At 52.9% G+C, this 25,067-nt stretch carries 17 protein-coding genes; 13 read left to right on the top strand and 4 right to left on the bottom strand.

Going from position 1 to position 25,067, the window contains the following annotated elements:
* The first annotated feature begins 58 nt into the window (after positions 1-58).
* Positions 59-781, top strand: a complete 723-nt coding sequence (gene lexA, locus KHQ09_RS08325; protein WP_213597615.1) for a transcriptional repressor LexA — start codon at positions 59-61, stop codon at positions 779-781.
* A 212-nt stretch (positions 782-993) separates the two neighbouring features.
* On the opposite strand, the gene KHQ09_RS08320 is transcribed toward lexA, so the two are convergent.
* Positions 994-3,537, bottom strand: a complete 2,544-nt coding sequence (locus KHQ09_RS08320; protein WP_213597613.1) for a ComEC/Rec2 family competence protein — start codon at positions 3,535-3,537, stop codon at positions 994-996.
* A 257-nt stretch (positions 3,538-3,794) separates the two neighbouring features.
* On the opposite strand from KHQ09_RS08320, the gene gltX reads away from it, so the two are divergent.
* The 4 genes from gltX (at position 3,795) to msrQ (ending at position 8,856) form a co-directional block, all read left to right on the top strand.
* Positions 3,795-5,213 carry a glutamate--tRNA ligase gene (gene gltX, locus KHQ09_RS08315; protein ID WP_213597611.1) on the top strand — a complete coding sequence of 473 codons (1,419 nt, stop codon included), beginning with the start codon at positions 3,795-3,797 and terminating at the stop codon, positions 5,211-5,213.
* Positions 5,214-5,594: 381 nt separating this feature from the next.
* Positions 5,595-6,887, top strand: a complete 1,293-nt coding sequence (gene gltA, locus KHQ09_RS08310) for a citrate synthase (RefSeq protein WP_022712432.1) — start codon at positions 5,595-5,597, stop codon at positions 6,885-6,887.
* 226 nt (positions 6,888-7,113) lie between these two features.
* Complete coding sequence (gene msrP, locus KHQ09_RS08305; RefSeq protein WP_213597609.1) at positions 7,114-8,067, top strand: protein-methionine-sulfoxide reductase catalytic subunit MsrP; 954 nt, start codon at positions 7,114-7,116, stop codon at positions 8,065-8,067.
* A 114-nt stretch (positions 8,068-8,181) separates the two neighbouring features.
* Positions 8,182-8,856 carry a protein-methionine-sulfoxide reductase heme-binding subunit MsrQ gene (msrQ, locus tag KHQ09_RS08300; protein WP_420801437.1) on the top strand — a complete coding sequence of 225 codons (675 nt, stop codon included), beginning with the start codon at positions 8,182-8,184 and terminating at the stop codon, positions 8,854-8,856.
* 48 nt (positions 8,857-8,904) lie between these two features.
* Here the strand turns inward: msrQ and KHQ09_RS08295 are convergent, their stop codons facing one another.
* Positions 8,905-10,329 (bottom strand): MFS transporter, encoded by a 1,425-nt coding sequence (locus tag KHQ09_RS08295; RefSeq protein WP_213597607.1) that lies wholly within the window; start codon positions 10,327-10,329, stop codon positions 8,905-8,907.
* Positions 10,330-10,486: 157 nt separating this feature from the next.
* Between KHQ09_RS08295 and KHQ09_RS08290 the strand changes: the two genes are divergently transcribed.
* The gene (locus KHQ09_RS08290) at positions 10,487-11,164 is read left to right on the top strand and encodes a helix-turn-helix transcriptional regulator (RefSeq protein WP_238481595.1); all 678 of its coding nucleotides are present in this window, start codon (positions 10,487-10,489) and stop codon (positions 11,162-11,164) included.
* 55 nt (positions 11,165-11,219) lie between these two features.
* Here the strand turns inward: KHQ09_RS08290 and KHQ09_RS08285 are convergent, their stop codons facing one another.
* Entirely contained in the window at positions 11,220-12,815 is a 1,596-nt protein-coding gene (locus KHQ09_RS08285) for an amidohydrolase (protein WP_238481594.1), read from the bottom strand.
* A gap of 410 nt (positions 12,816-13,225) precedes the next feature.
* Between KHQ09_RS08285 and KHQ09_RS08280 the strand changes: the two genes are divergently transcribed.
* The 5 genes from KHQ09_RS08280 to KHQ09_RS08260 all read left to right on the top strand — a co-directional run bounded on the left by KHQ09_RS08280 (position 13,226) and on the right by KHQ09_RS08260 (position 20,397).
* Complete coding sequence (locus tag KHQ09_RS08280; protein ID WP_213597605.1) at positions 13,226-14,908, top strand: HAL/PAL/TAL family ammonia-lyase; 1,683 nt, start codon at positions 13,226-13,228, stop codon at positions 14,906-14,908.
* 66 nt (positions 14,909-14,974) lie between these two features.
* A complete protein-coding gene (locus KHQ09_RS08275) occupies positions 14,975-16,336 on the top strand; it encodes a dihydroorotase (protein WP_213597603.1) in 1,362 nt (453 codons plus the stop codon).
* Positions 16,336-17,625, top strand: a complete 1,290-nt coding sequence (locus KHQ09_RS08270) for a Zn-dependent hydrolase (protein WP_213597601.1) — start codon at positions 16,336-16,338, stop codon at positions 17,623-17,625. The genes KHQ09_RS08275 and KHQ09_RS08270 overlap by 1 nt, the downstream gene beginning before the upstream one ends.
* A gap of 12 nt (positions 17,626-17,637) precedes the next feature.
* A complete protein-coding gene (locus KHQ09_RS08265) occupies positions 17,638-18,726 on the top strand; it encodes a DUF917 domain-containing protein (RefSeq protein ID WP_213597599.1) in 1,089 nt (362 codons plus the stop codon).
* A 24-nt stretch (positions 18,727-18,750) separates the two neighbouring features.
* Entirely contained in the window at positions 18,751-20,397 is a 1,647-nt protein-coding gene (locus KHQ09_RS08260; protein ID WP_213597597.1) for a urocanate hydratase, read from the top strand.
* 72 nt (positions 20,398-20,469) lie between these two features.
* Here the strand turns inward: KHQ09_RS08260 and KHQ09_RS08255 are convergent, their stop codons facing one another.
* Positions 20,470-22,281, bottom strand: coding sequence for a LysR family transcriptional regulator (locus KHQ09_RS08255; RefSeq protein WP_213597595.1), 1,812 nt, complete (start codon positions 22,279-22,281; stop codon positions 20,470-20,472).
* 221 nt (positions 22,282-22,502) lie between these two features.
* Here KHQ09_RS08255 and KHQ09_RS08250 point away from each other — a divergent pair, with 221 nt between their 5' ends.
* A complete protein-coding gene (locus KHQ09_RS08250) occupies positions 22,503-23,816 on the top strand; it encodes an MFS transporter (protein ID WP_213597593.1) in 1,314 nt (437 codons plus the stop codon).
* 311 nt (positions 23,817-24,127) lie between these two features.
* On the top strand, positions 24,128-25,060 hold the full coding sequence (locus KHQ09_RS08245) for a bile acid:sodium symporter family protein (RefSeq protein WP_075655482.1): 933 nt from the start codon (positions 24,128-24,130) through the stop codon (positions 25,058-25,060).
* Positions 25,061-25,067 lie beyond the last annotated feature (7 nt).

Here is a 25,067-nt window from a genome sequence, read left to right as displayed (position 1 = left end):
TATCTGCCACCATAATTTCAGTAAACGGCAGATAATATAAAGGCTTTGGGAGCGTATAATGCTGACGCGTAAACAACATGAATTATTGCTGTTTATCCATGACCGCCTGAAGGAAAGCGGCATTCCCCCTTCGTTTGACGAGATGAAAGAGGCGCTCAATCTCGCTTCCAAATCCGGCATTCACCGTCTGATTACAGCTCTGGAAGAACGCGGTTTTATCCGTCGTCTGCCAAACAGAGCGCGTGCGCTTGAAGTTGTGCGTTTACCGGATTCGATTGCACCAGGTCTCAACAGCCAGAAAAAATTCTCACCAAGTGTCATTGAAGGCGATCTCGGCAAAAAGAATGTCACCGAACTGCCTAAAAAAGCAGCGTCTGCAGCCGATCCGGAAGCACCTGCCGGTATCAGTGTTCCGGTGATGGGGCGTATTGCAGCCGGTGTACCGATTTCTGCGATCCAATCCCAGACCCATATGATTACCCTGCCACCGGAAATGCTTGGCAGCGGTGAGCATTATGCGCTGGAAGTTAAAGGCGACTCGATGATCGAAGCCGGTATTCTCGACGGCGATACAGTGATTATCCGCCGTGGTGATACTGCAAATGCCGGTGAAATCGTTGTGGCTCTGGTCGATGATGAAGAAGCAACACTCAAACGCTTCCGCCGCAAAGGCGCATCTATTGCGCTTGAAGCTGCCAATCCGGCCTATGAAACCCGTATTTTCGGTCCTGACCGCGTACGTGTTCAGGGCAGACTGGTTGGTCTGGTACGCCGCTACTAATATGCCAGCGGAGCGGAAACCGGCATTACTGCCGGTTTTCAACTACAGGCAGTTTATTGCTCCTGCTGCATATTCTTGCATGGGCAATAACGGGCCATTTTAAGTATTGCACCTCCCGATACAAATAGTGCCCTACAAGCTATTTTCGCTGCACTATTATGCTGTGACTACGCATTCATAATAGCTACGGTCAGAAAAAGGTGTGACAGTTCTTATTTTGGATCTTCCAGATTGCGGGCAGCACGGGACCAGAGGCGGTAGCTATGCCAAGGTCGTTGCGGCTCTCCCACTGCAAACACGACCTGCGCCTGTTCCGGCTTATATGCCAAACCAGCTTGATGCACTTGCGCCTTTATAGTCGCACTTTGCTGCATAGTTGGAAAAAGAGTTTGTGCTTTGTCTGTATGCTTGTGGCTATCCGGTTTCAGATAAATCTCTGCCACGCCTTGTAGTGCCAGTTGCTGGCGGGTGATGATAACAGGGGCACTTCGCGTTACTGCCCCTGTAATAATGCTGGCTTTTCTATCGGGACAAGACAGGTTTCCCGCATAAGCGAGAACGATAATATCACCGATATTACAGGCAATATCTGCCGCAGACCGGTTTTCCGCATAGATCAGCACCTGCCCGTTTTGCAGATCAAAACTGCATAACCCGTCCTCACAGACAAAACCTCCGGAATTTGCCGCGCTGCTATTATCCGGCGTTTTAACCTCATGGATTCTGTAGGCCTTGCGCCAGTTATCCGTTGTGAACGCAGCCGGTCGCGCACGGTTTACATAAAGACTATTGTTCTGGCGGACTGCAACCAGTCTGGCATCTTCCGAGATAATAATATCCGGCAAAGTGTTCATACTCAGTACAATCCCGCCAAGGATCAGAAAGAACAGCGATATCAGCCGCAAATGACTGGTAAAGATCATTGCTGTAAGCATTGCCGCTGTCCAAAGCAACAATACCGGCACGGGCAACAGGCCGGGGACCAGATCAGGGGAAAGTCCGGCAACAAAATGCGCAATCCATTTGACCAGCTCAATGCCTTTGCCCATCACCTGTAAAGGCAGCCATTCCAGTCCTAAAGGCATCAGCAGCAGAGATAGCACAGCGAAAGGCATAATCAGTACCGAGATCACCGGCAGTGCCAGTGCATTTCCCAGCATGCCAAGCGGTGCCATATTGTTAAAATGAAAGGCTGCAAAAAGCCCGCTGGCCGTACCGGCTAAAAGCGAAGTCGCCGCAATCCCGCCAAGCCAAATCCTGAGCTTACCCCCCAATGTCGTCTGCCGCATTACCTGTTCATTGCTTTGTCTCTTGCGTAATTTCCACCATGCAAAGCCTGCAATCAGCGCACCGGTTGCCGAGTAAGACATCTGAAAACTCGGCCCCAGAATTTCATGCGGTGTCACAAGAATACTGAACAGCGCTGCAATCGCCAGATTGCGCAAGGTCAGAGCTTTACGATCTAAAATCACCGCACAAAGCATCACGGCCAGCATGATAAAACTACGCTGTGCCGCCACATCTGCACCCGACAAAGCCAGATAAAAACCGGAAGAAAACAGCGAAATCAGTGCGGCGATTTTCTTCACCGGATAATACAGCGCTAAAGACGGGAACAGTCCCGCAATGCCACGCAGGCTCACCATGACAATAGCTGCTGCCAGCGCCAGATGCAGGCCGGAAATTGAGAGAATATGCGCCAATCCTGCAATGCGCAGCGCCTCATTGGTTGTCACGCTGATCCCTGCACGCTGGCCGGAGATCAGCGCTGCTGCCACCGCCCCTTCTTCGCCGGGCAATGCCTGCATAATCCGCCCGCCGATTACAGCCCGTATCTGACCGGTCAGCGCCTCAATTGAAGCAGTCCAGCTCTTTGATACTGCATCACCTGCAAAGTCATCATCGACCAGTTTCGGCACGCCGAGATAAAAGCCATTACCGCCAATGCCGCGAAAATATCCATGAAATGCGAAATCATACTGCTCGGAACGTACCGGCCCGCCATGGGGACGCAATCGCACCGCTCCTTTCAGAACAGAACCGGTTTCAGCCTGTGCAGGTAAATCACGGGCAGAGAGCCGCAACCGCTGCGGCGCATAGCGCAAATGCGGTTTTTCCGTTGTCAGCACATCGGCAACAATACGCCAGCGTCCGGCTTTGCCATTGTCTTCAGCCTCCTGCTCGAGCGAGACAATCCGCGCCGTCAGAGTGGTTGAAACAGAACTGCCAAGCATTTGCGTTGCATAGCGCTGCGTCTCCCATTTCGCAGCCAGCATACCGGTCATAAAGGCTAATATCAGTATAAGGCTGATGCGCCTTATCAGCGTATCCCGCAGCAAAAACAGCAGCCAGCCGAACAGACATGCCGGCACAAACAGCTCTATCCAGTATGGTTCGGCCTTCAGGGAAAAATAATGAACCGCCCCTGCTCCACTCGCAACGGCCAACAACAGGAAAACCGTCCCGCGTTCATATTCAAACAGCAGAGCATCACAGATATTATCCAGAAAACGCTGCCAATATTCCCGCAGATTGAGCCGGATGATCCGTGCCCGCTTTCGTCCGCTATAAACAGCACCATCATCGGGGATAATCTCTGCATCCGGCACCGGAGCAAAACCGAGCATGAATTGCTCGGCAGTTAATCCGCTGCTATGCTTCGACCGGACAGCAGCACTCCCTGACCCGCCATCATCATGACGGGACTCAGTCTTGCTTGCCTGATGGCCACATTCACCGCCATAACCATTCGCCATGCTGTCTGAATTGCCCCCGCACCTGACAGCTGCACAATTATACGTCCAAAACAGCCTATTTCACGCAGGAATCTTGCATTGAGCGGCGTTAAACACCGGTTCTGCGCTTTGATTTTTGCATCAAGTCTTGCACGTTGTGCTGCCTATGCTACATGAACAGCACAAGAAATCGAGAGGCGGCCAGTTACATTCTTTAGCCGATATATTCGGATATAAGCGTAAGATCCTGTAACCTTGCCGCAGATACGGAGCGACTGATGTCATCACCCGTTATTACCCGCTTTGCGCCTTCACCGACCGGCTATCTGCATATCGGTGGCGCTCGTACAGCGTTGTTTAACTGGCTTTATTCCAAACATACCGGCGGCAAGATGCTGCTGCGCATTGAGGATACCGACCGCGAGCGCTCCACAGAGGCGGCAACGGCAGCTATTCTTGAAGGTCTGACATGGCTCGGCCTGACATGGGACGGCGATGCCATCTCCCAGTGGGAACGCGCACCGCGCCACCGCGAAGTTGCTGAAGAACTGGTGAAAGCCGGTAAAGCCTATTATTGCTATGCCTCACCGGAAGAACTGGACGCAATGCGTGAACTGGCGCGTGCTGAAGGCCGCCCGCCGCGCTATGACGGCCGCTGGCGTGACCGCGATCCGTCGGAAGCACCGGCAGGTGTGAAGCCGGTTATCCGCATTAAAGCGCCGCGAGAAGGTGAAACCGTTGTGCTGGATGATGTGCAGGGCGAAGTCCGTTTCCCGAACAAGGATCTGGATGATTTCATCATTCTGCGTTCCGACGGCGCGCCAACCTATATGCATGCGGTTGTGGTCGACGATCATGATATGGGCGTTACCCATATTATCCGTGGTGACGACCATCTGACCAATGCCGCCCGCCAGACTGTTATTTATCAGGCAATGGGCTGGGATGTGCCTAAAATGTCCCATATCCCGCTGATCCATGGTGCGGATGGTGCCAAGCTCTCCAAGCGTCACGGTGCGCTCGGCGTTGAGGCCTATCGTGCAATGGGCTATCTGCCTGAAGCACTGTGCAACTATCTGGTTCGCCTCGGCTGGAGCCATGGTGATGATGAAATCATGACCATTGAGCAGATGATTGAATGGTTTGATACCAAAGACATCAACAAGGGCGCATCGCGTTTTGACTTCCAGAAACTGGAAGCCATTAACGGTCACCATATCCGTGCCAGCGATTCAGAAACGCTTACCAAGGCGCTGATCGATGTTCTGCCTTATATTGAAGGTGGTGCAGAATTGCAGGCTCTGCTGACCGATGAGCGCCGTGCGCAGCTTGTTGCAGCAATGCCGGGTCTCAAAGACCGTGCAAAAACGCTGGTGGAACTGGCAGACGGTGCGAAATTCCTGTTCGTTTCCCGTCCGCTGCCGCTGGATGAAAAAGCTGCAAGCCTGCTCAATGATGAAGGCCGTGCAATACTCAAAGATGTGTTGCCGAAGCTGGAAGCTGCCGAGTGGAATGCTGATGCGCTGGATGCCGTTGTCCGCGCCCATGCGGAATCAACCGGCCTGAAGCTTGGCAAAATTGCCCAGCCTCTGCGTGCGGCCCTCACCGGCCGCGCCACTTCACCGGGCGTTTTTGACGTTCTGGTGGTTCTGGGTCGCGAAGAAGCGCTCGGACGTATTCAGGATCAGGTCGTATAAAGCCTGCCAGAAGCCGTGTTCTTTCAACAGAATACGGCTTCAAACACGTCCTGAACACAGGAGTGTGATTTTCAAAAACCGGCCTCTGTCGTAAGAATGGCTAATTGACAGAAATTTGTTCAGAAAAACGCAAATTTCCACATTGCAACCTCCAACATTTACGATAGTTTGAGCCATAAATTTTGCAGGCCGTCATTCACAAATATCATGAATTTTGAGTGACGGCGGCTTAAGGATATTTTTCAAACTGGCAGCGCCGGTAAAAATACCCTAACTGTATGTTTCTATGCATAAGACTAAACCGAAACACCCGTTTTCGGCATTATGCTCCAAATTTACTGCTATCCACGAGCAGTGAGCGCGATGATGAAAGGAACCAGTATGTCTAATACGACAGCGACAATCACGCTAAATGGCAATTCGACCGAATTGCCGGTCCGCAAAGGTACAATCGGACCAGATGTCGTCGAAATCGGCCCGCTTTACAAGAATACAAATTCCTTCACATACGATCCTGGTTTCACTTCAACCGCTTCCTGCGAATCCAAAATCACTTATATTGACGGTGACGAAGGCGTTCTCCTGCATCGCGGCTATCCGATCGAACAGCTCGCCGAACAGGGCGATTTCCTTGAAACCTGCTACCTGCTTCTCTACGGCGAACTGCCAACCAAGACCCAGAAAGCAGACTTTGACTACCGCGTGACCCGCCACACTATGGTGCATGAGCAGATGTCGCGCTTCTTTACCGGCTTCCGCCGCGATGCGCATCCGATGGCCATAATGGTTGGCTGCGTTGGCGCCATGTCCGCCTTCTACCACGACTCAACCGACATTACTGACCCGCATCAGCGTATGGTTGCTTCGATCCGCCTTCTGGCGAAAATGCCGACACTGGCTGCAATGGCCTATAAATATCATGTCGGTCAGCCTTTCGTTTATCCGAAGAATGATCTTGATCTGGCTTCCAACTTCCTGCGCATGTGCTTTGCAGTGCCTTGCGAAGAATATAAGGTCAATCCGGTTCTGGCACGCGCTATGGATCGTATCTTCATCCTTCATGCGGATCACGAGCAGAACGCTTCGACTTCGACCGTTCGTCTCGCCGGTTCTTCGGGCGCGAACCCGTTTGCCTGTATCGCTGCCGGTATTGCCTGCCTCTGGGGCCCTGCTCACGGCGGTGCTAATGAGGCTGCATTGAACATGCTGGCTGAAATCGGCTCGGTTGACCGTATTCCTGAATATATCGCCAAGGCAAAAGACAAGAACGATCCGTTCCGTCTGATGGGCTTCGGTCACCGCGTTTACAAAAACTACGATCCGCGCGCCCGCATCATGCAGAAAACCACGCATGAAGTACTCGGCGAACTCGGCATCAAAGATGATCCGTTGCTCGATGTTGCGATGGAACTGGAAAATATTGCACTGACCGATGAATATTTCATCGAGAAGAAGCTCTATCCGAATATCGACTTCTATTCCGGTATCACACTGAAGGCTCTCGGCTTCCCGACAGAAATGTTCACTGTTCTTTTCGCCGTTGCCCGTACCATCGGCTGGGTTGCCCAGTGGAAAGAAATGGTCGAAGACCCGCAGCAGAAAATCGGCCGTCCGCGTCAGCTTTACACAGGCTACGCACAGCGCGATTTCGTACCGCTGGCAAAACGCAAATAATCTGTGCCGGATATCTGAGAGCGCTATCTCAGATCAATATTCGGTTCTTACGAATAAAAAAGGCTCCTTCGGGAGCCTTTTTTATTGTTCCACAATATTCAAATCTCACAAAGCGCGTTTTATAAACTAAATTCCACCACAGATTTTCTCTAATATATTACCCGATATTAATTCCGCCCTATTCCCCTATAATTGCACTGACATAAGTCGGCAGGGAGCAAGTGCTATGTCTAAGTCATTTTTTAAATCCGGTATCGCATCCTCTGAAATCACCAGTCAGTCATTTTATTTGCGGCGACGGGAATTTATCAAGACAGGCATTGCTGCCGGCATTGGTTTATCTCTGAGCGGTCTATTACCGGATATTGCCTCAGCCAAAGACAGTGCAGACGGCTTTAAAACCGATGAGACGCTGACACCAAAAGACTCAGTGCTGACCTATAATAATTTCTACGAATTCGGCACAGGCAAATCCGATCCGTCCAGCTATTCCGGCAATTTCAAGCCACGCCCGTGGACAATCGAAGTCGGCGGCATGGTAGCAAAGCCTGCGACTTTCGACATTGATGACCTGATTAAAACGATGAGTATTGAAGAGCGCATCTACCGGATGCGCTGCGTTGAAGCATGGTCGATGGTTATTCCCTGGCAGGGCTTTCAGCTGTCAGAATTGCTGAAGCGTGTTGAACCTCTGGGTTCTGCTAAATATGTGGCCTTTGAAACAGCTCTGCGGCCAAAAGAAATGCCGGGTGTCGGCGGTGCATTTGCGGTACTTGACTGGCCTTATCGTGAAGGACTGCGCCTTGACGAGGCGATGAACCCGCTCACATTGCTGGCAACCGGCCTCTATGGTGAAAACCTTGCCAATCAGAACGGCGCGCCTGTACGTCTCGTTGTGCCTTGGAAATACGGCTTTAAAGGCATCAAATCGATTGTCAAAATCACGCTGACAGACAAAGAACCTGTCACCGCATGGAAGATGCAGAACGCTTCGGAATATGGTTTCTATGCCAATGTTAATCCGGCAGTAGATCACCCGCGCTGGAGCCAGAAGACTGAGACACGGATTGGCAGCGGCAGTTTCTTCTCACCGGACAGGCGCGATACGCTGCCATTTAACGGCTATGGCGAGCATGTTGCCCAACTCTATAGCGGCATGGATCTGACCAAGAATTATTAGAGCGTGTCACATTTAATGGAATTCATTGTGCTCGCTCTAATTTTTTAATTGTCGCATGTTCGCGAACGCTAAATGGAGCCATTTAGCTGCGACATGCTTTAGCGGATGATTGTCATGAAACCAGATATCGCTGCTCAAACCATCGCTATGCCCCGTACAACCGGTAAACAGACAGCCGCGCGTAAGCCGCCGGTCAAAATCCCCAATAATCCCTGGCTGCGCTGGGGTATTTATGTTGTCGGCCTTGCACCGGCAGCATGGGCATTCTGGCTGGCGGCCAATAATCAATTGGGTGCTAATCCGGTCAAATCATTTGAGCATCTTCTTGGTATATGGGCATTGCGCTTTTTAATCCTGACTTTACTCGTCACACCGCTGCGCGATTTGTTCCGGCTGAATTTCTTGCCCTATCGCCGCGCTCTCGGGCTGCTGGCGTTTTATTATGTGGCCATGCATTTCGCGACTTATATCATTCTCGACCGTGGCCTGAACTGGCCGGATATCGTGAAAGATGTAACACAACGCTGGTTTATTATTTTCGGGTTTATCGGCTTTGTCATGCTGATCCCGCTGGCAATAACTTCAAACCAATGGTCAATCCGCAAGTTGAAAAATAACTGGCAGAACCTGCACCGGCTGATTTATGTCATCGCTCTCGCCGGTAGTTTGCATTTTCTGATGTCGGTCAAAAGCTGGCCACCTGAGCCGCTGATTTACGGCCTGATTATCATTGCACTGGTTTTGTGGCGCTTTGTACGCCAGCCCTATCTCACCTATAAAAAAAGCTGACCGGACAATAACCGGGCAGCTCTATTTTTTTAACGTAAGCAGCTGATTTTACCAGCGTTTCACCATGCGTGAAGCGCATAGGAAAGCCAGTAACGGCCCCACGCCAAAGCTCAGGAAAAGCCAGAATGCAGCACTGGATGTACCGGCAATACCACCCGGCACAGTCAAACCACCAAGGCTGGTGACCATACCGGCCATTGCCGCACCGAGACCGGCAGAGAACAGCTGCACAGTGGTAATCGCAGTTGATGCCAGATCCTTCTCATCGGCCGGTGCAACTTTCAGCACCCGTGTCAGCAGATGCGGCCATGTCATACCCACGCCACAGCCCACAGCGATGAAACCGGCGCAGAGCGGCAGCAATTCCAGATAGGTACCATTGCTGGAAAATGGCAGCAGAAGCAGCAACAAAACCATACCGGCAAAAGAGGCCAGCGGGCCTATAATAATCACATCACGCACGCGACGCGATGAAATCCCCGAGCTCATGATTGAGCCGAGTGTCCAGCCTGCGCCCATCAGCGCAGCCAGATAGCCAGCGACCAATGGCGACTGGTTATGCAGCACCTGCAGGAACAGCGGAATGAACACTTCCACCGATGTGACAGTCAGCGCCAGCAAAGACATGGTTACGATCACAGGCCCCAGCGGCTGGCTGAAACTGAAAGAACCACGCGGCAACAGACGATTTTTACTGGTGGCTTCCAGACGGATCATCAGACCGATCAACAGGATCGCCGTGCTGATACCAATCACATTCCAGATCACTTCAGAACTGACACTGCCAAGCGATACCGCAAAAACTGCAAGTGTCAGCAGGCTGAGCTGTACAAAAGGCAGACGATTTGTGTCTTCCTCTTCATGGCGTACATCCGGCAATACAAACAGCGCCATTACAGCGAAAAGCAGCGCTGCAGGAACAACCGACCAGAAAGCAGCACGCCACTCGCCGAGTTCAGCGAAAATACCGCCCACAGCAGGGCCAACCAGTGTGGCAACGCCCCACATGCCGGAAATCAGTGCCATAGCGCGCGGCCACAGCGCTTCGGGAAATACGATACGGATCATGGCATAGGACAAAGCCAGCATGAAACCGCCGCCGAAGCCCTGAATGAAACGACCGACCAGCAGAACCTGCATTGTCGGTGAAACAGCACAAATCAGGGTACCGAGAGCAAAAACACTGGCCGAAATGGCATAGGCTTTACGCGGGCCGGTTTTGCGCAGCAATTTCACAGCCAGCGTTGAGCCGATAATGGATGCAACGACGAAAAGAGTGGTGTTCCACGCATAATAATCCAGCCCGCCAATATCCGAAACAACGGAAGGCAGAATGGTTGTAGCAATGTAAACATTAACAGCATGAAGCGCGACGCCACCTGCGAGCGCCATGGAACGAATGGCATTTCTGCCAGTCAACAAATCTCCCCAGCCAACTTTGTGGTAACTGGTGAGTGATGCCGGGTCAGACATTTCAATCTCCGGACAGCTATCAAAAACCATGAGTTCCGGCGGGAATGCGCCTGTGTTTCTCATCAATTTTAACCGGAATATACCGGTCGGGTTGCAAATCCCTGAGGAAGCCGCTAATTAAGCAAGTACGGACTTGGAATATTCAGCAGGAGATCAAATGTCAAGTTCTGACATTATCACTTCGGATGAAATGAACAGCGCTGCACAACAAAGCACCGCTGATCGTCTGCTGTTTATTCTTAAAACCCGTGGCCCGCAAACAATATCGGCACTTGCACGACTCGCAGGCACGGGTGCGGAAAATATACGCCAGCAATTACAAAAATCTGTGACAGAAGGCCTGATTGAAGCCTATGCCACAGAAAAAAAACCAAAAGCCGGTCGGCCAGTGCAGTTCTGGCATCTGACGGAGAAAGGCAACAGCCGCTTTCCTGACAGTCATGCGGAGCTGACCGTTAGTTTATTGCGTCATATGAGCAGTCTGGGTGAAGACCTGACCGAGCGCGTGATCAGCTTACGTGAACAGGAAATACTCAAAAACTACCGCACAGCCATGCGGGAAATGACAGCGCTTGAACAACGCATAGACTGCCTTGCAGAATTGCGCAGTCAGGAAGGCTATATGTCGGAATGGACAAAGCAGCCGGACGGTTCATGGCTGCTGATTGAAAACCACTGCCCTATCTGCGCTGCGGCCACAGCCTGCCGCGGCTTTTGCCGTTCCGAACTCAATATTTTTCAGGCCATTCTCGGAGATAACTGCAAGATCGAGCGCTGCGAGCATATTTTACTCGGCGCGCGCCGCTGTGCCTATCGTATAATTCAAGCCGGATAAACAAAGGCGATCCGGCTAAATGCCGAACCGCCTTTATCATCCTTATAAACTTCTGTTATTGCGGCGCAGTCAGCTCAGGAAATTTGACGCCGAGCTGATCCAGATAGGTCGGATATTTCTCCGCATCATAATAGAGTTTCTGCATTTCAGGGCGAAACTGCTGCATAATCTCCGTATTCAGCTGAATTTGCGGCTTGTCATCCGCACCAAGCATCGGCAGATATTTCTGATCTTTCTGCTGCACATTGGTAAAATAGTCCTGTGCCGCAGATACCAGTTCCGGTTTGGTCAGAAGATCAACGCCGGTCATGGCAATTACCTTCGATCCGGCGACAACGCCTTTATGAGCTATTGGCGTAGCCATCGACATGGCATTTGACCAGTGATGCCCCGGAAGGTTCGGAATATTCGACGGATAATTCAGTGTGATTGTCGGCACAATCCATGACACATCGCCGATATCATCCGAGCCGCCGCTTTCAGGTTTTTCCGGCGGTGGTGCCAGTTTCTTCAGCTCTGTCGCCAGCCCGTCTTCCTTGCCTTTCACAGCCTTCTGCACAGCTTTGGCAAAGCTGTTTTCGTCGTCAGTCCATTTCGGCAGGCCAACCTCAAGAATATTGGCATAGGCTGCTTCCGCCATCGGCTTGTTGAAATGACGCGGTGCTGCTGTGCCGATAATCTGCCGTTCTACTGCCGTGTCAGACATTTTTGCCGCTGCTTCAGACATTGTATTGGCTATCGCAAAATTCTTGGCGATGTTCTCAAAATCCGTCTCACGGATAAAATACCAGACACTGGCAACAGACGGCACCACATTCGGCTGATCGCCGCCGTCAGGGATCACATAATGCGAGCGCTGTTCAGGCCGCAAATGCTCCCGCTTCATATTCCAGCCGATATTCATCAGCTCCACGCCATCAAGCGCGCTGCGTCCGCGCCACGGCGCACCGGCAGAGTGGGCAGACTCACCGGCAAATGTATATTTGACCGAAACCATGCCCGTGCCATTGGCTGCGCCCCACGAGGTTTGCAGATTATTGCCGACATGGGTGAACATCACCACATCCGCATCTTTGAACACGCCGTCACGTACCATATAGGCTTTGCCACCCAACAACTCCTCTGCCACACCCGGCCAGAGCACCAGCGTGCCGGAGAGTTTTTCCTTCTCCATCAGGTCTTTCATCGCCAAGGCTGCGACCACATTCACAGCCTGCCCCGAATTATGCCCTTCCCCGTGACCGGGTGCGCCCTCAATCATCGGCTTGCGATAGGCAACACCGGGCATCTGGGAGGTTTTTGGCAGACCATCAATATCACTACCCAGTGCAATCACAGGTTTGCCCGAGCCCCAGCGCGCCACCCAGCCGGTCGGCAGACCGGCAACGCCGCGCTCAATAGTAAAGCCGTTTTTCTCAAGAATATCCGTGATGTATTTTGAGGTTTCCACTTCCTGAAAAGCCAGCTCACCAAAGCTGAAAATTGAATCCGTCATCTCCTGCGCAAGCTTGGCGCGGCTCTCCACGCCCGCTGTTACCTGCTGCTTATAGGCTTTGACATCCTGTTCTGATTTTTGTGCTGCGGCCTGACTGAGCAAAGAGGCCGACATCATAAGGCTGAGTGCAATTTTAGACGAGAGAGTACAAGACATGTATAACTCCGTTACTGAATTTGCCTGAGATTATGTGCAGTTACCCACAGACAATTCATCATAAAAACGCCATACACAACCCTTAAAATAACAATTACAAGCTTTTGATTTTACAGTATTTATTGTCATTTTAACAATCACTGAATATCGAGTTTCATTTCCCAAAACCAGCCTTTCAGTTACACGCAGTCCTTTTCATTATATCGCCAAATGAAAGCCGGTATGCGTAAGGCCACAATCCGGACTGTTCAGAAAACTATTCTCTGATACCGGCATGATTTAGCTTTTTGTTATTGCGGGTTTCGCAACTTTCGCCGTTTCAGCCTTTCAAGCAATTTCTATACTGACCCATAATTTGCCGCATCCATAAGCACCCTCATCCAGAGGGAAAAGGCAAACGGGAACCCAGTATGAAAAAGCTCAATCACCTGTCGAAACTCAGCATTCTGACACTTGCTCTCCTGTCGTCTTCTGCCGCCTATGCTGAAAGTTTGCAGCTTAACGGTACGCAGCTCACCACTGCGCAGGTGGCAGAGTTCGCAGCGAACAAAAACGAAAAAGTCGAAATCGCACCGGAAGCTGCACAAAAAGTCAGCCATAGTTTTGATCTGGTGATGGAAGCTGCCTTGCAGGGCACCGCCGTTTACGGGCTGAATGTCGGCGTGGGCTGGAACAAGGACAAACCGGTTTTCAAAGAGGTTAAAGGCCGCCGCACGCTGGATGAAGAATTGCTGGCACTTTCCCGCCGCTTCAACACCAGTTCACTTCATGCCCATGGTGGCGGCATTGGCGAGGCTATGCCTGCGCAGGCAGTGCGCGCCGGTATGCTGATCCGCCTTAATGAAATGCTCGGCGGTGAAACCGGCACGCAGCTGAGTGTGGTGGAGGCCTATCGCGATTTCCTCAATCACGACATTATCCCCGTTGTGCCCGAAAAAGGTTCCGTCGGTGAGGCTGATATTACGCTCGCCTCCCATATTGGTCTGGCAATGATCGGCGAATGGTTTGTGGATTATCAGGGTAAGCGTATGCCTGCGGCAGAAGCCCTGAAGCTGGCCGGTCTGAAACCAATTGAACCGGTCGGCAAAGACTTCCTCTCCATTCTCAGCACCAATGCACTGACTGCCGGTCAGGCAGCGCTGCTGGCAGAAGAAACACGCCATTATCTGGAAGCAGCCACAGCCGTTTTCGCCCTGTCGCTCGAAGGTTATAACGGCAATGTCGCGCCTTTCCTGTCGGAGACAACCGGATTGCGCCCGTTTCCGGGAATGGTGAAGGCAGCAACAGATATACGTGCGGCGCTGGATGGCTCCTATCTCTGGCAGCAGTCTGACGGCCGCGCTTTGCAGGATCCGCTCTCCTACCGCACGATGGCCTATGCGCTCGGTAATGCATGGGAAGCGCAGGCCGCACTCGAAGAGGCTCTGCATATCCATATCAATGCCAGCGATGACAATCCTGCCGCTGTGACCTCCGACAAGCCTGCGGAAAAAGCGGCTGACAGTCATAACCAGCTGCACAAATATCAGGTCGCAGGCGATGTGCATGGCGCGATTTATCCGACCGCCAATTTCGACATGCTGCCGGTTGCCACCCGTGTGGAAAATCTGAATGTCGCCCTCACCCGCTTAGCGCAGAATATTGTGATGCAGACCATCCGCACGGAAAATCCGGATTTCACCAAGCTGCCGCGCTTCCTTGCCGGCCCTGAGAATGAAGGCCATGCTTTCGGTGCCATGCAGAAGCCGCTTGTTGCGCTCTATGCGGAAAACCGTCAGCTGGCCATGCCGGTCTCGCTCGACACTTTCGCCATGGCAGGCAATATTGAAGATACAGGCAATAATGCTCCGCTGGCTGTGAGCAATCTCCAGCGCATTCTCAACAATATGTACAGCCTGTCATCTATTCAGTTGCTGCATTCAGCGCAGGCTGTCGATCTGCGTGGCAAAGTCACGCTCGGAAAAACCTCCGCAAAACTGCTGGAAACCTATCGCGCACAGGTCAAATTCGTCGATCAGGATCGCATTTACACGCCTGATTTTGCCGCTGGCGTGCAGGTGCTGCACGCTTTCACGCAGCCAGCCACCAAGTAATTTTAAAATCGCATAACTGCCTGCATTGCAAAGTGATGCAGGCAGCCAGAATGAAGGAATGCCGCAATGCAGGATAAAGTCTTCAAAGGTAAAGTGGTTCTGCCCGATCAGGTCATTGACAATGGCTGGGTGCTGGTCAGCGACGGCCGCGTTGTCCAGACAGGTCAGGGTGCAGCCCCTGCAGGCGAAAGCCATGGCGGTGCGGATTATCTGGTATTGCCGGGTGCTATTGACGGTCAAGTGCACAGCCGCAGCCAGAAAAATCAGGAAGAGTTTATCTGGTCGACCCGCTCGGCCGCTGCAGGCGGTGTGACGACGATTGTCGATATGCCTTATGACGACGGCGACCTGATCGCCACGCCGGAGCGCTTCACCCGCAAGGTGGAAACCGCGGGTCAAGAAGCGCGCGTGGATTTCGCGCTTTATGCTACGGCGCATCCGGCAGACGGCACCAAGCATATCGACGGTCTGGTGGAAGCCGGTGCGGCAGGTTTCAAATTCTCGACCTTCGGTACCCATCCGGAGCGCTTTCCGCGCATCACCCCGCAGATGCTTTTTGAGTGCTTCTCGGCCATTGCCCGTCATGGTCTGATTGCCGGTATTCATAATGAAAATGATGAAATGGTGCGTTATTACATCGATCAGGTCGAGAAAAGCGGCCGCACCGATTATCTGACCCATAGTATGAGCCGTCCGCCGGTAACCGAAACGCTGGCTATGGCGGAAGTCTATGAAATCGGCGCCATGAGCGGTTGTGCCACCCATGTGGTGCATTGTTCCGTTGGCCGTGGCTATGAACTGGCCGCTGGTTATCGCGCACAGGGCTATGCCGCAACCGTTGAAGCCTGCATCCACTATCTGACATTGTGCGAAGAAGATGATGTCAGCCGCCTGATCGGCCGTGCCAAGATCAACCCGCCGGTGCGCAACCGCGCTGAGCGTGAAGCCATCTGGCAGCAACTGGCTGCCGGTAATGTGACCATTGTTTCCACCGATCATGTGAGCTGGTCGCTTGATCGCAAGAATGACCAGAATATGCTGAAAAATGCATCTGGCGTTCCGGGGCTGGAAGCGCTTTATGCACTGCTGCTCAAAGGTCTGGATGAGCGCGGTCTGTCTCTCAGCCATGCTGCCCGCCTGCTGGCGCATAATCCGGCCAATCTGTTCCGCCTCGGTCAGACGAAAGGTGCGCTCGGTGCCGGTCTTGATGCCGATATCGTGCTGGCACGCCGCGATCCTTACACTTACAAAGCGGCAGAAAGCGGCAATAATATTGTCGGCTGGAGCCCTTATGACGGCATCAAACTGCCATACCGCATCACCCATACATTTGTGCGTGGTGAATGTGCCATGGCTGAAGGTGTGGTCACAGCGGAACCGGGTTCAGGTCGTTTTGTACGTCCAAACTCACGTAAAGGAGCCGCGTAATGGCGGCCTCCAACACGCTCGTCGATGGTGACCGGCTCTGGCAGGACATTATGGCGCTGGCCGATATTACCGAGCCGGGCAAGCCTTACACACGCCGTTCCTTTACGACGCGTTTTCTGGCTGGCCGCGCCTATCTGATTGAGCAGTTCAAAGCCGCCGGTCTTGAGGTGCGCATTGATACCGCAGGCAATCTGATCGGTCGCCGTACCGGTGCCAAGCCGCATGCCAAAACCATTATGATGGGTTCGCACAGCGATACTGTGCCATCCGGCGGACGCTTTGACGGCATTGCCGGTGTGGTGGCTGCGCTCGAAGTTGCCCGCGCCTTGCGCGATGCCGGTATTGAATTGCAGCACAATCTGGAAGTGGTGGATTTTCTCGCTGAAGAGCCGAGTGAATACGGCCTCTCCTGTGTCGGCAGCCGTGGCATGAGCGGTCAGCTGACCAATGCCATGCTCGACTTTACCGGCCCGCAGGATGAGCGCTTAGGCGATGCGCTGATCCGTGTCGGTGGCAATCCGGCCAAGCTCGCAGAGGCTATACGCAAGGATGATATTGCCGCCTATCTGGAACTGCATATTGAGCAAGGCCCTGTGCTGGAACAGAGCAAAACGGATTTGGGTCTGGTGACCGGCATTGTCGGCATCACCCGTCTGGAAATCGCCTTTCAGGGTGCTGCTGACCATGCAGGCACCACGCCAATGCATATGCGCCGCGATGCGCTTTATGCGGCAGCTCAGGCAGTTACTGCAATCCGTGAACAGGCCGAAGCTTTGGCATCCGAGCCGGACGGTTATTTTGTTGCCACTGTCGGCATTCTCACCCTTGAACCGGGCGGTGCCAATGTGGTGCCGGAACAGGCCAAGGTGATTGTTGATATCCGCACCGGCAAACGCGAGAAAACGCTGCGTTTTCTGGAAAACATTGATGCGGCGACACATGATGCTGCCGAAAAGGCCAGTGTGGAGCGCAGCCACTTCAAGACCCTTTCCGACACCATGCCGATGGATTGTGACTTAGGCCTGCTGGATGATCTGGCAAAAAGCGCCGATGCACTCGGCCATAGTCATCTGCAACTCGCCAGCGGTGCGGGGCATGATGCGGCCTTTATCGGCCAGCTGGCACCGGCCGCAATGGTCTTTGTGCCATGCCTCGGCGGGCGCAGTCACACACCGGAAGAATGGGCAGAGAAACACGACATTGCAGCAGGTGCTGCAGCAATGTTTGCGGCAGTGCGCCGCTTTGACGAGCGCACTCCAATTACCAATCAAACGCATAACAGCATTTAAGAGGAGGCCATTATGGGGCGTATTTTAACATTGGATGACGTGGAATCCGCAATTGCAGGCGGTTCGGTCTTTGCAGCCGGCGGCGGCGGATGGGTCGAGCATGGCCGTATGCTGGGCACCACTGCGGTCACCATTGGCCGGCCTGAACTGGTGGATATGGAAGAAGTATCCGATGACGCATGGATTGCCACAGCCGCTGCTATCGGCGCACCGGCCAGCACCACCCAGTGGGAAATGCTCGGAATCGACTATGTGAAAGCCGTTGAACTGCTGCAATATGAGCTGGGCGACGAAGTCTATGGCCTGATGATCGGCCAGAACGGCATGTCCAGCACTATGAATGCATGGCTGCCTTCTGCTGTTCTCGGCACCAAGGTTATTGATGCTGTAGGCGATATCCGCGCGCATCCGACCGGCGATATGGGCTCCATCGGCATGGCCAACAGCCCTGAACAGATGATCCAGACAGCCGTTGGCGGTCACCGTGATTCCAACTCCTATATCGAGCTGGTGACACGTGGCGCGACAGCCAAAATCTCGCCGATCCTGCGCAAAGCCTCTGATATGTCCGGCGGTTTCATCGCCAGCTGCCGCAATCCGCTCCGTGCTTCCTATGTACGTAAGAATGCAGCGCTCGGCGGCATCACCCGCGCTCTGACCCTTGGTGAAGCCATTCGCGCAGCCCAGAGCAAAGGTGCGACGGCGGTGATTGATGCGATCTGCAAAACCACCAATGGCAGTATTCTCGCGCAGGGCAAAGTCACTGCCAAGAATGTGCATTACACACAGGAAGCTTTCGACATCGGCACCATCACCGTGCGTGACGGCAACCGCGATGTGATCCTGCATGTGATGAACGAATATATGGCCGTGGATGACGGTGACGGTCAGCGTCTTGCCACCTTCCCTGATGTGATCACCACGCTCGACACCAATGGCAGCCCTGTCAGTGTCGGCAATGTCCATGAAGGCATGGAAATTCTGGTGTTCCACATCAACAAGACAGAAATCCCGCTCAGCGCCTCGGTCAAAGACCCGAGCGTTTATCCGATTGTCGAAAAGGCACTCGGTATTTCGCTTGCCGATTACGCACTGGCCTGAGTTATCAATACTGAAAGAAATACGATGTCCAAGAAACAATTTAACGTCACATCCGGCACCGAGCTGCGCTGTAAGAACTGGCGCGCTGAAGGCCTGCTGCGTTTGATGGAAAACGTGCTGGCTGTGGGTGAAGACCCTGACAATCTGGTGGTCTATGCCGCACTCGGCAAAGCCGCACGCGACTGGCCGTCCCATGACAAGATCGTTGAAAGCCTGCACAAAATTGAAGAAGACGAAACCCTCGTCGTACAATCCGGCAAGCCGATCGGCATTCTGAAAACCCATAAACAGGCACCGGTCGTGATTATGGCCAACTGTAATATGGTTGGTCAGTGGGCGAAGGCTGAAAATTTCTACGAATGGGAAAAGCAGAACCTGATTTGCTGGGGTGGTCTTACTGCCGGTGACTGGCAGTATATCGGCTCGCAGGGTGTTATTCAGGGCACCTATGAAATCTTCATGCGCATTGCCGAGCAGAGCTTCAACAATGATCTGGCCGGTCGTCTGATCCTCACCGCCGGTCTTGGTGGCATGGGCGGCGCGCAGCCACTGGCAGGCCGTATGGCCGGTGCGGTTACGCTCTGCGTTGAAATCGATCAAGAACGCATTCAGAAGCGCAAGGATATCGGCTTCCTTGACGTGATTGCCAAAGATCTGGACGATGCGCTGGCACAGGTTAAAGCTGCTATGGCTGAGAAACGCGCTGTTTCCATCGGCGTTCATGGCAATGCCGCTGATCTTTATGAGCAGATTCTGGCACGCAACATCATTCCGGATATCGTGACCGATCAGACCTCCGCCCATGATCTGGTTTACGGCTATGTACCGGCAACCCGCTCGCTGGATGAAGCCCGCGCTATGCGCAAGAGCGATCCGCAGACACTGATGAATGAAAGCCGCGCTTCCATCGTTCGTCACGTCACGGCAATGCTCGGTTTCCAGAAAGCCGGTTCGGTCGTCTTTGACAATGGCAACCTGATCCGCACCCATGCCAAAGACGGTGGCGTGGCTGATGCGTTCAATATTCCGGTCTTCACCGAAGCCTTCCTGCGTCCGCTGTTCTGCCGCGCTATCGGCCCGTTCCGCTGGATTGCTCTGTCGAATAATCAGGAAGATATCCGCATTATCGACAATTACATCCTCAAAGCCTTTGCCGGTAATCACATTGTCACCAACTGGATTCATCTCGCCGGTAAGAATGTGCCGTTTGAAGGTCTGCCGGCACGTATTGCATGGCTTGGTCATGGCGAACGTACCCAGCTGGCACTCGCGGTGAACAGCATGGTGCGTGACGGCACACTGTCCGGCCCTGTTGCCTTTACCCGTGACCATCTTGATGCCGGTGCCATGGCGCATCCGAATATCATGACCGAGAATATGCGCGACGGTTCTGATGCGATTGCCGACTGGCCGCTGATTAACGGTCTGGCTATGTGCTCGTCGCAGGCCGATCTGGTAGCTATCCATTCCGGCGGTGGCGGCTATTCCGGCTATATGACCAGCGCGGGTGTGACCGTGGTGGCCGATGGTACAGATGATGCGGATATCCGCATTGAACTGTCGCTGACCAATGACACATCACTCGGCGTGATGCGTTATGCCGATGCCGGTTATGAAGAAGCTCTGGACGAAGCGGAAAAGAAAAACATCCGCCATTTCAATCTGGCATAAAACGTAAGTCATCCTCCCCCGTAAAGAGAACAGGCGAAACTCCGGTTTCGCCTGTTCTCATTTCTAATCGCACTATGGTGTGAGTGCCTCGCGCAATTCGCGCACCAGCTCTCTTTCGGCAACCGTCAGGGTGCGGGCATTGGAATAGATCACAAACAATCTGCGCAGAATATGCGGCTTGAGTTCAAGACTTACCAATGTGCCCTGCTCCAGATCACGGCGTACGGCTGAGACCGGCAGCAGAGTGGCAAGCTTTTCACGCCGGATCATTGCGATCATCATCGGCAGAGAATTGATCTCGATGACCGGTTCAACGGACAAGTTGTGCTCGCTCAACTGCGCATCCAGCAATTGCCGGATGCCGAAGGTCATGGTTGGCAGAACCAGCGGCACCTGACGAAGCGTTTCCAGTTCAATCGCAGTATCCTGAGTTAATTCCGCGGCCAAATCAGGATGGCAGATCAGCGACAGCGGTTCCTCAACATTGAGGCTGAAACGCGCCATATGCGGCATATCGGTTTCCAGCACGGCAAGGCTGATCACACCCGCCTGCACCCAATCCTGCAAGACACTGGTCGGCGCTTCCAGAATTTGCAGATCAATTTGCGGATGGTTCTTTCGCCAGCGCAGCACGGCATCGGTCATGCCTGCCAGCAAAGTGCTTTCCTGACTGACGGACGGCAAAACGCCAATCCGCAACCGCGAACGGTTGCGCCCCAATGATCCGGCACTATGCACGGCCATAGATTGCAAACGCGCATCGATCAGATCGCTGCCGATACGAAAAACCCGTCCGGCATCTGTCGGCACCAGACCATCGCGGCGGCGCTCAAATAATTGTTTGCCGATCACCTGCTCCATCTTGCGCAGCTGGCCGGTAATGGCCGGTTGCGCGACTTTAGCCATACGGGCAGCAGCTGTAAGATTGCGGTTATTGTCAATCAGCCGGAAATAGCTGAATTGCCGTCTGGTCAGCTGCGGCTGATAAAGCGGTGACGTTTCACCGGAAATCAGTGCTGCACGAATACGGCGTACTGTCTCCTCCGCCACCGGATGCTGATCGGCAATATGCACCCGCACCTGACTAATGAGCGGCGGATCAAGCGGCACCAGTTTGAGACGATGCAAGCCCATACGGTTAGCAAGCGTGCTTTGCGGCACCAGAAAGGCTGTATCAGGGTGCTCCCCGCTTAAGCGTGCCAGAGTACCCGGATGATCCTGCGTGAAACGGATATTTTTGATTGGGTGTTTGATCAAATAGGCTGAGAGATCATGCAGCAGCGGTTCCGGCAATGCAGGCACAATCACAGGGCCAGCCAGCATATCCTGCAAAGCAGGCGCTTCGCCTGACTGTACCGGCAGACTACGCGCCAGTACCCACGGATCATCGTGAATAGCGACACCCTTTTTCTCATAGCTGAAAATAATCCGGCTGCTTTTCGCACTCTCTGTCAGCGGTAAAGCCGGATCACCATCCGCACTTCCCCAATGCGGCTCAATAAACACATCCGGATAGTCTTTCTGCAAACCGGCAAGTGCTGTGCTGATGGCTTTGGAGACATTACCGAGCGAGAACATCAGCTGAACTTCCACCACCAGATGACTGAATTCGCTCTCTTCGCTACATTCCCGCATCGCTGCCTGACGGGTAAAAGCTTCAGCCTGCAACAGCGGAATAGCAGCACGATAAAGCCAGCGTCCGGCGACAGTCGGGGTAAGCCCCGCTGGCACGCGACGGAACAATTGCGCGCCGACTTCCTCTTCCAGATTCTGCAGTGCCACGCTGAGTGTTGACAGCGCAATATCCAGCATTTCAGCTGCCTTGCTGAAACTGGTTTGATGGCAAGCCGCCACAAAGTAAGAAAGCTGCCGCAGCTCGATCATAGGCACAGACCTTCATCAGTGATTTTTACCAAGAATATCAATCCAATATGCCATAAATACAAAAATATTGTTCCGTCGAAACACTATTTCGTTTTTCGCTATGGAGACATTCATTTTTTGTCAAATGCCGACACAAAGTTAAATTGTTACTGTCTCGTATTGCTGGTGGGAGATGAGAGATAAAAGACCACAGCCGGAATGTTTGGGGGAGAGCCAGTCCTATGACGGACGTTACACATAATCCAACTATACCATCGCATACAAAGCATAATTCCAACGCCAAAAAGGCTGTCGCTGCTGCCTCAATCGGTAATGCTCTGGAATGGTATGATTTTACAATCTACGCCTTGTTTGCGGTTTATATCGCCAAGAATTTCTTTCCTGGCGGCAATGACACTGTCGAACTGATCAAGTCGTTTCTGGCCTTCGGCCTCGGCTTTCTGATCCGTCCGCTCGGCGCGGTCGTGCTCGGCGTTTATGCCGATAAAGCCGGTCGTAAAGCGGCGCTGTTTCTGACCATCATGATCATGGCAGCCGGTACGCTGCTGATCGCCATTGCACCAACCTATGCCGCTATCGGTATCGGCGCACCGATGATTATTCTTGCAGGCCGTGTGCTGCAAGGCTTCTCAGCCGGTGGTGAAGTCGGCAGTGCGGCGGCATTTCTGGTGGAACATGCACCGGAAGGCCAGAAGGGCAAATATGCTGCATGGCTGCAGGCCAGTATGGCATTTTCCAATATTATCGGTGCCTTTGTGGCTCTTGCTGTGACGTCACTTCTCACTGAAGATCAGGTTGGTGACTGGGGCTGGCGTATTCCGTTCATCCTCGGCCTGTTGATTGCACCTGTTGGTCTGTGGATGCGCCGTTCACTGGATGAAACGCCTGTTTTCAAAGCTGAATTTGATAAACAAGGCAAAACTGCAGAACATGCTCCTCTGAAAGAAGTGTTCGTCAATTATGGCGGTGCATTGCTCAAAGGTACAGCCTTCTCCGTATTATGGGCTGCCAGCGTCTATGTCATGATCATCTATATGCCGATCTATGTACAGCGTGCATTCGGTTTCACCGGTTCACAGGCATTCATTGCTGCCCTGATCGGGAATAGTCTTATGGCTGTCGGTTGTATCGTTGCCGGTTCTGTTTCCGACAAGATCGGCCGTCGTCTGACACTGGCGATCACCACAACCGTGCTGCTGATTGCTATTCATCCGCTGCTGTGGTGGCTGCATCACTCACCGACACTCGGCACCTTGATCACTGTTCAGAGCTGCTTCTGCGTAATGGTTGCCGGTGTGGTTGGTGTTGCACCTTCTGCGCTGTCCGAAGTGTTCCCGACCCATATCCGTTCAACCGGTATGTCGCTGGCCTATAACATCTCCACCACGATTTTCGGTGGTTTTGCTCCGGCAGCACTGACATGGCTCGGCACCACTTCGCTCGGCTACAGCGCCCCTGCATGGTATGTCAGTATCGCAGCTGTCATCGCATTGTTCGCGATTTTCCAAATGGGCGACAATAAAAAGACAGCCTGACAATACAGACTGACAAACAAAACTAACACACCCGTCATGCACAGCTATGGCGGGTGTTTTTATTTACAGGTGCCCTGAAACTTTAGGCCTATATGCCTGCCGCACAGACTCATTTTATTACCCGTAATGCACTTATTTTATTTCATTAATAACTTGCCATGCCGCCTCATAAAATTTAGAGCGGTTCCAGTTAAAATAAAATCGTTGGAACCGCTCTATCTATTTTTACGCGCATCTTATCCGAAAACCGCTTCGCACTTTTCGGGATGCACTCAAGAGCGGGGTCAGTTATTAAATAAGGACTATCTGTAATGAAAATGCTGGCAAGCTTTTCGGCTTTTGTAGGCAAGACTTTTGCGGTCTGGGTTCTGCTGTTTGCCGTACTGGGTTTTGTATTCCCTGAGACCTTTAAACAATTCGCCCCTCATATTGTTACCCTGCTCGGTATCATCATGTTCAGCATGGGGCTTACCCTCTCCCTTGATGACTTCCGTGAAGTCGTTCGCCGCCCGGCCGATGTGGGTATCGGCGTTGCCTCGCAGTTTCTGATTATGCCGCTGCTTGCCGTATTGCTGACCAAAATCATTCCGATGTCACCGGAAGTCGCTGCCGGTGTTATTCTCGTCGGCTGCTGCCCGGGCGGTACATCCAGCAATGTGATGACCTATCTCGGCAAAGGCGATGTGGCGCTGTCCGTTGCCTGCACCAGTGTGACCACGCTGGCTGCCCCGCTGGTTACGCCATTCCTCGTCTGGTTCTTCGCCAGCCAGTTCCTGCCGGTTGATGCAATGGCAATGTTCATGAGCATTGTTAAAGTGATCCTCGTGCCGCTGGCACTCGGCGTACTGGCACAGAAACTCGTTCCGGAAATCGTTAAAACGGCTGTGCCTTGCCTTCCACTGGTGAGCGTGACCGGTATCGTGCTGATTGTTGCCGCCGTGGTTGCGATGAACAAAAATGCAATTGCCACCACCGGCCTGCTGATTTTCCTTGTTGTCGTATTGCACAATGGCATCGGCTATATGCTCGGCTTTACCGCTGCCAAACTTACCGGCATGTCTCTTGCCAAGCGTAAAGCCATTGCGGTTGAAGTTGGCATGCAGAACAGCGGTCTGGGCGCGGCACTTGCCGCTGCGCATTTCTCGCCGCTGGCCGCAGTACCAAGTGCGATCTTCAGCGTATGGCACAATATTTCCGGTGCGCTGCTGGCAAATTATTTCGCCCGTATGAAAGATGATAAATAATCATCAT

This window comes from Pseudochrobactrum algeriensis (assembly GCF_018436245.1).
GTDB classification, from domain to species: Bacteria; Pseudomonadota; Alphaproteobacteria; order Rhizobiales; family Rhizobiaceae; genus Pseudochrobactrum; species Pseudochrobactrum saccharolyticum.
Note: the sequence above shows the minus strand (reverse complement) of the source record. Positions and strands in the feature narration are given on the sequence as shown.

Coding starts and splice junctions, on each gene's coding strand:
- KHQ09_RS08265 (WP_213597599.1), top strand. CDS start 17,638: ATGGGGCGTATTTTAACATTGGATGACGTGGAATCCGCAATTGCAGGC.
- gltX (WP_213597611.1), top strand. CDS start 3,795: ATGTCATCACCCGTTATTACCCGCTTTGCGCCTTCACCGACCGGCTAT.
- KHQ09_RS08290 (WP_238481595.1), top strand. CDS start 10,487: ATGTCAAGTTCTGACATTATCACTTCGGATGAAATGAACAGCGCTGCA.
- msrP (WP_213597609.1), top strand. CDS start 7,114: ATGTCTAAGTCATTTTTTAAATCCGGTATCGCATCCTCTGAAATCACC.
- KHQ09_RS08280 (WP_213597605.1), top strand. CDS start 13,226: ATGAAAAAGCTCAATCACCTGTCGAAACTCAGCATTCTGACACTTGCT.
- gltA (WP_022712432.1), top strand. CDS start 5,595: ATGTCTAATACGACAGCGACAATCACGCTAAATGGCAATTCGACCGAA.
- KHQ09_RS08255 (WP_213597595.1), bottom strand. CDS start 22,281: ATGATCGAGCTGCGGCAGCTTTCTTACTTTGTGGCGGCTTGCCATCAA.
- msrQ (WP_420801437.1), top strand. CDS start 8,182: ATGAAACCAGATATCGCTGCTCAAACCATCGCTATGCCCCGTACAACC.
- KHQ09_RS08270 (WP_213597601.1), top strand. CDS start 16,336: ATGGCGGCCTCCAACACGCTCGTCGATGGTGACCGGCTCTGGCAGGAC.
- KHQ09_RS08285 (WP_238481594.1), bottom strand. CDS start 12,815: ATGTCTTGTACTCTCTCGTCTAAAATTGCACTCAGCCTTATGATGTCG.
- lexA (WP_213597615.1), top strand. CDS start 59: ATGCTGACGCGTAAACAACATGAATTATTGCTGTTTATCCATGACCGC.
- KHQ09_RS08295 (WP_213597607.1), bottom strand. CDS start 10,329: ATGTCTGACCCGGCATCACTCACCAGTTACCACAAAGTTGGCTGGGGA.
- KHQ09_RS08260 (WP_213597597.1), top strand. CDS start 18,751: ATGTCCAAGAAACAATTTAACGTCACATCCGGCACCGAGCTGCGCTGT.
- KHQ09_RS08275 (WP_213597603.1), top strand. CDS start 14,975: ATGCAGGATAAAGTCTTCAAAGGTAAAGTGGTTCTGCCCGATCAGGTC.
- KHQ09_RS08250 (WP_213597593.1), top strand. CDS start 22,503: ATGACGGACGTTACACATAATCCAACTATACCATCGCATACAAAGCAT.
- KHQ09_RS08245 (WP_075655482.1), top strand. CDS start 24,128: ATGAAAATGCTGGCAAGCTTTTCGGCTTTTGTAGGCAAGACTTTTGCG.
- KHQ09_RS08320 (WP_213597613.1), bottom strand. CDS start 3,537: ATGGCGAATGGTTATGGCGGTGAATGTGGCCATCAGGCAAGCAAGACT.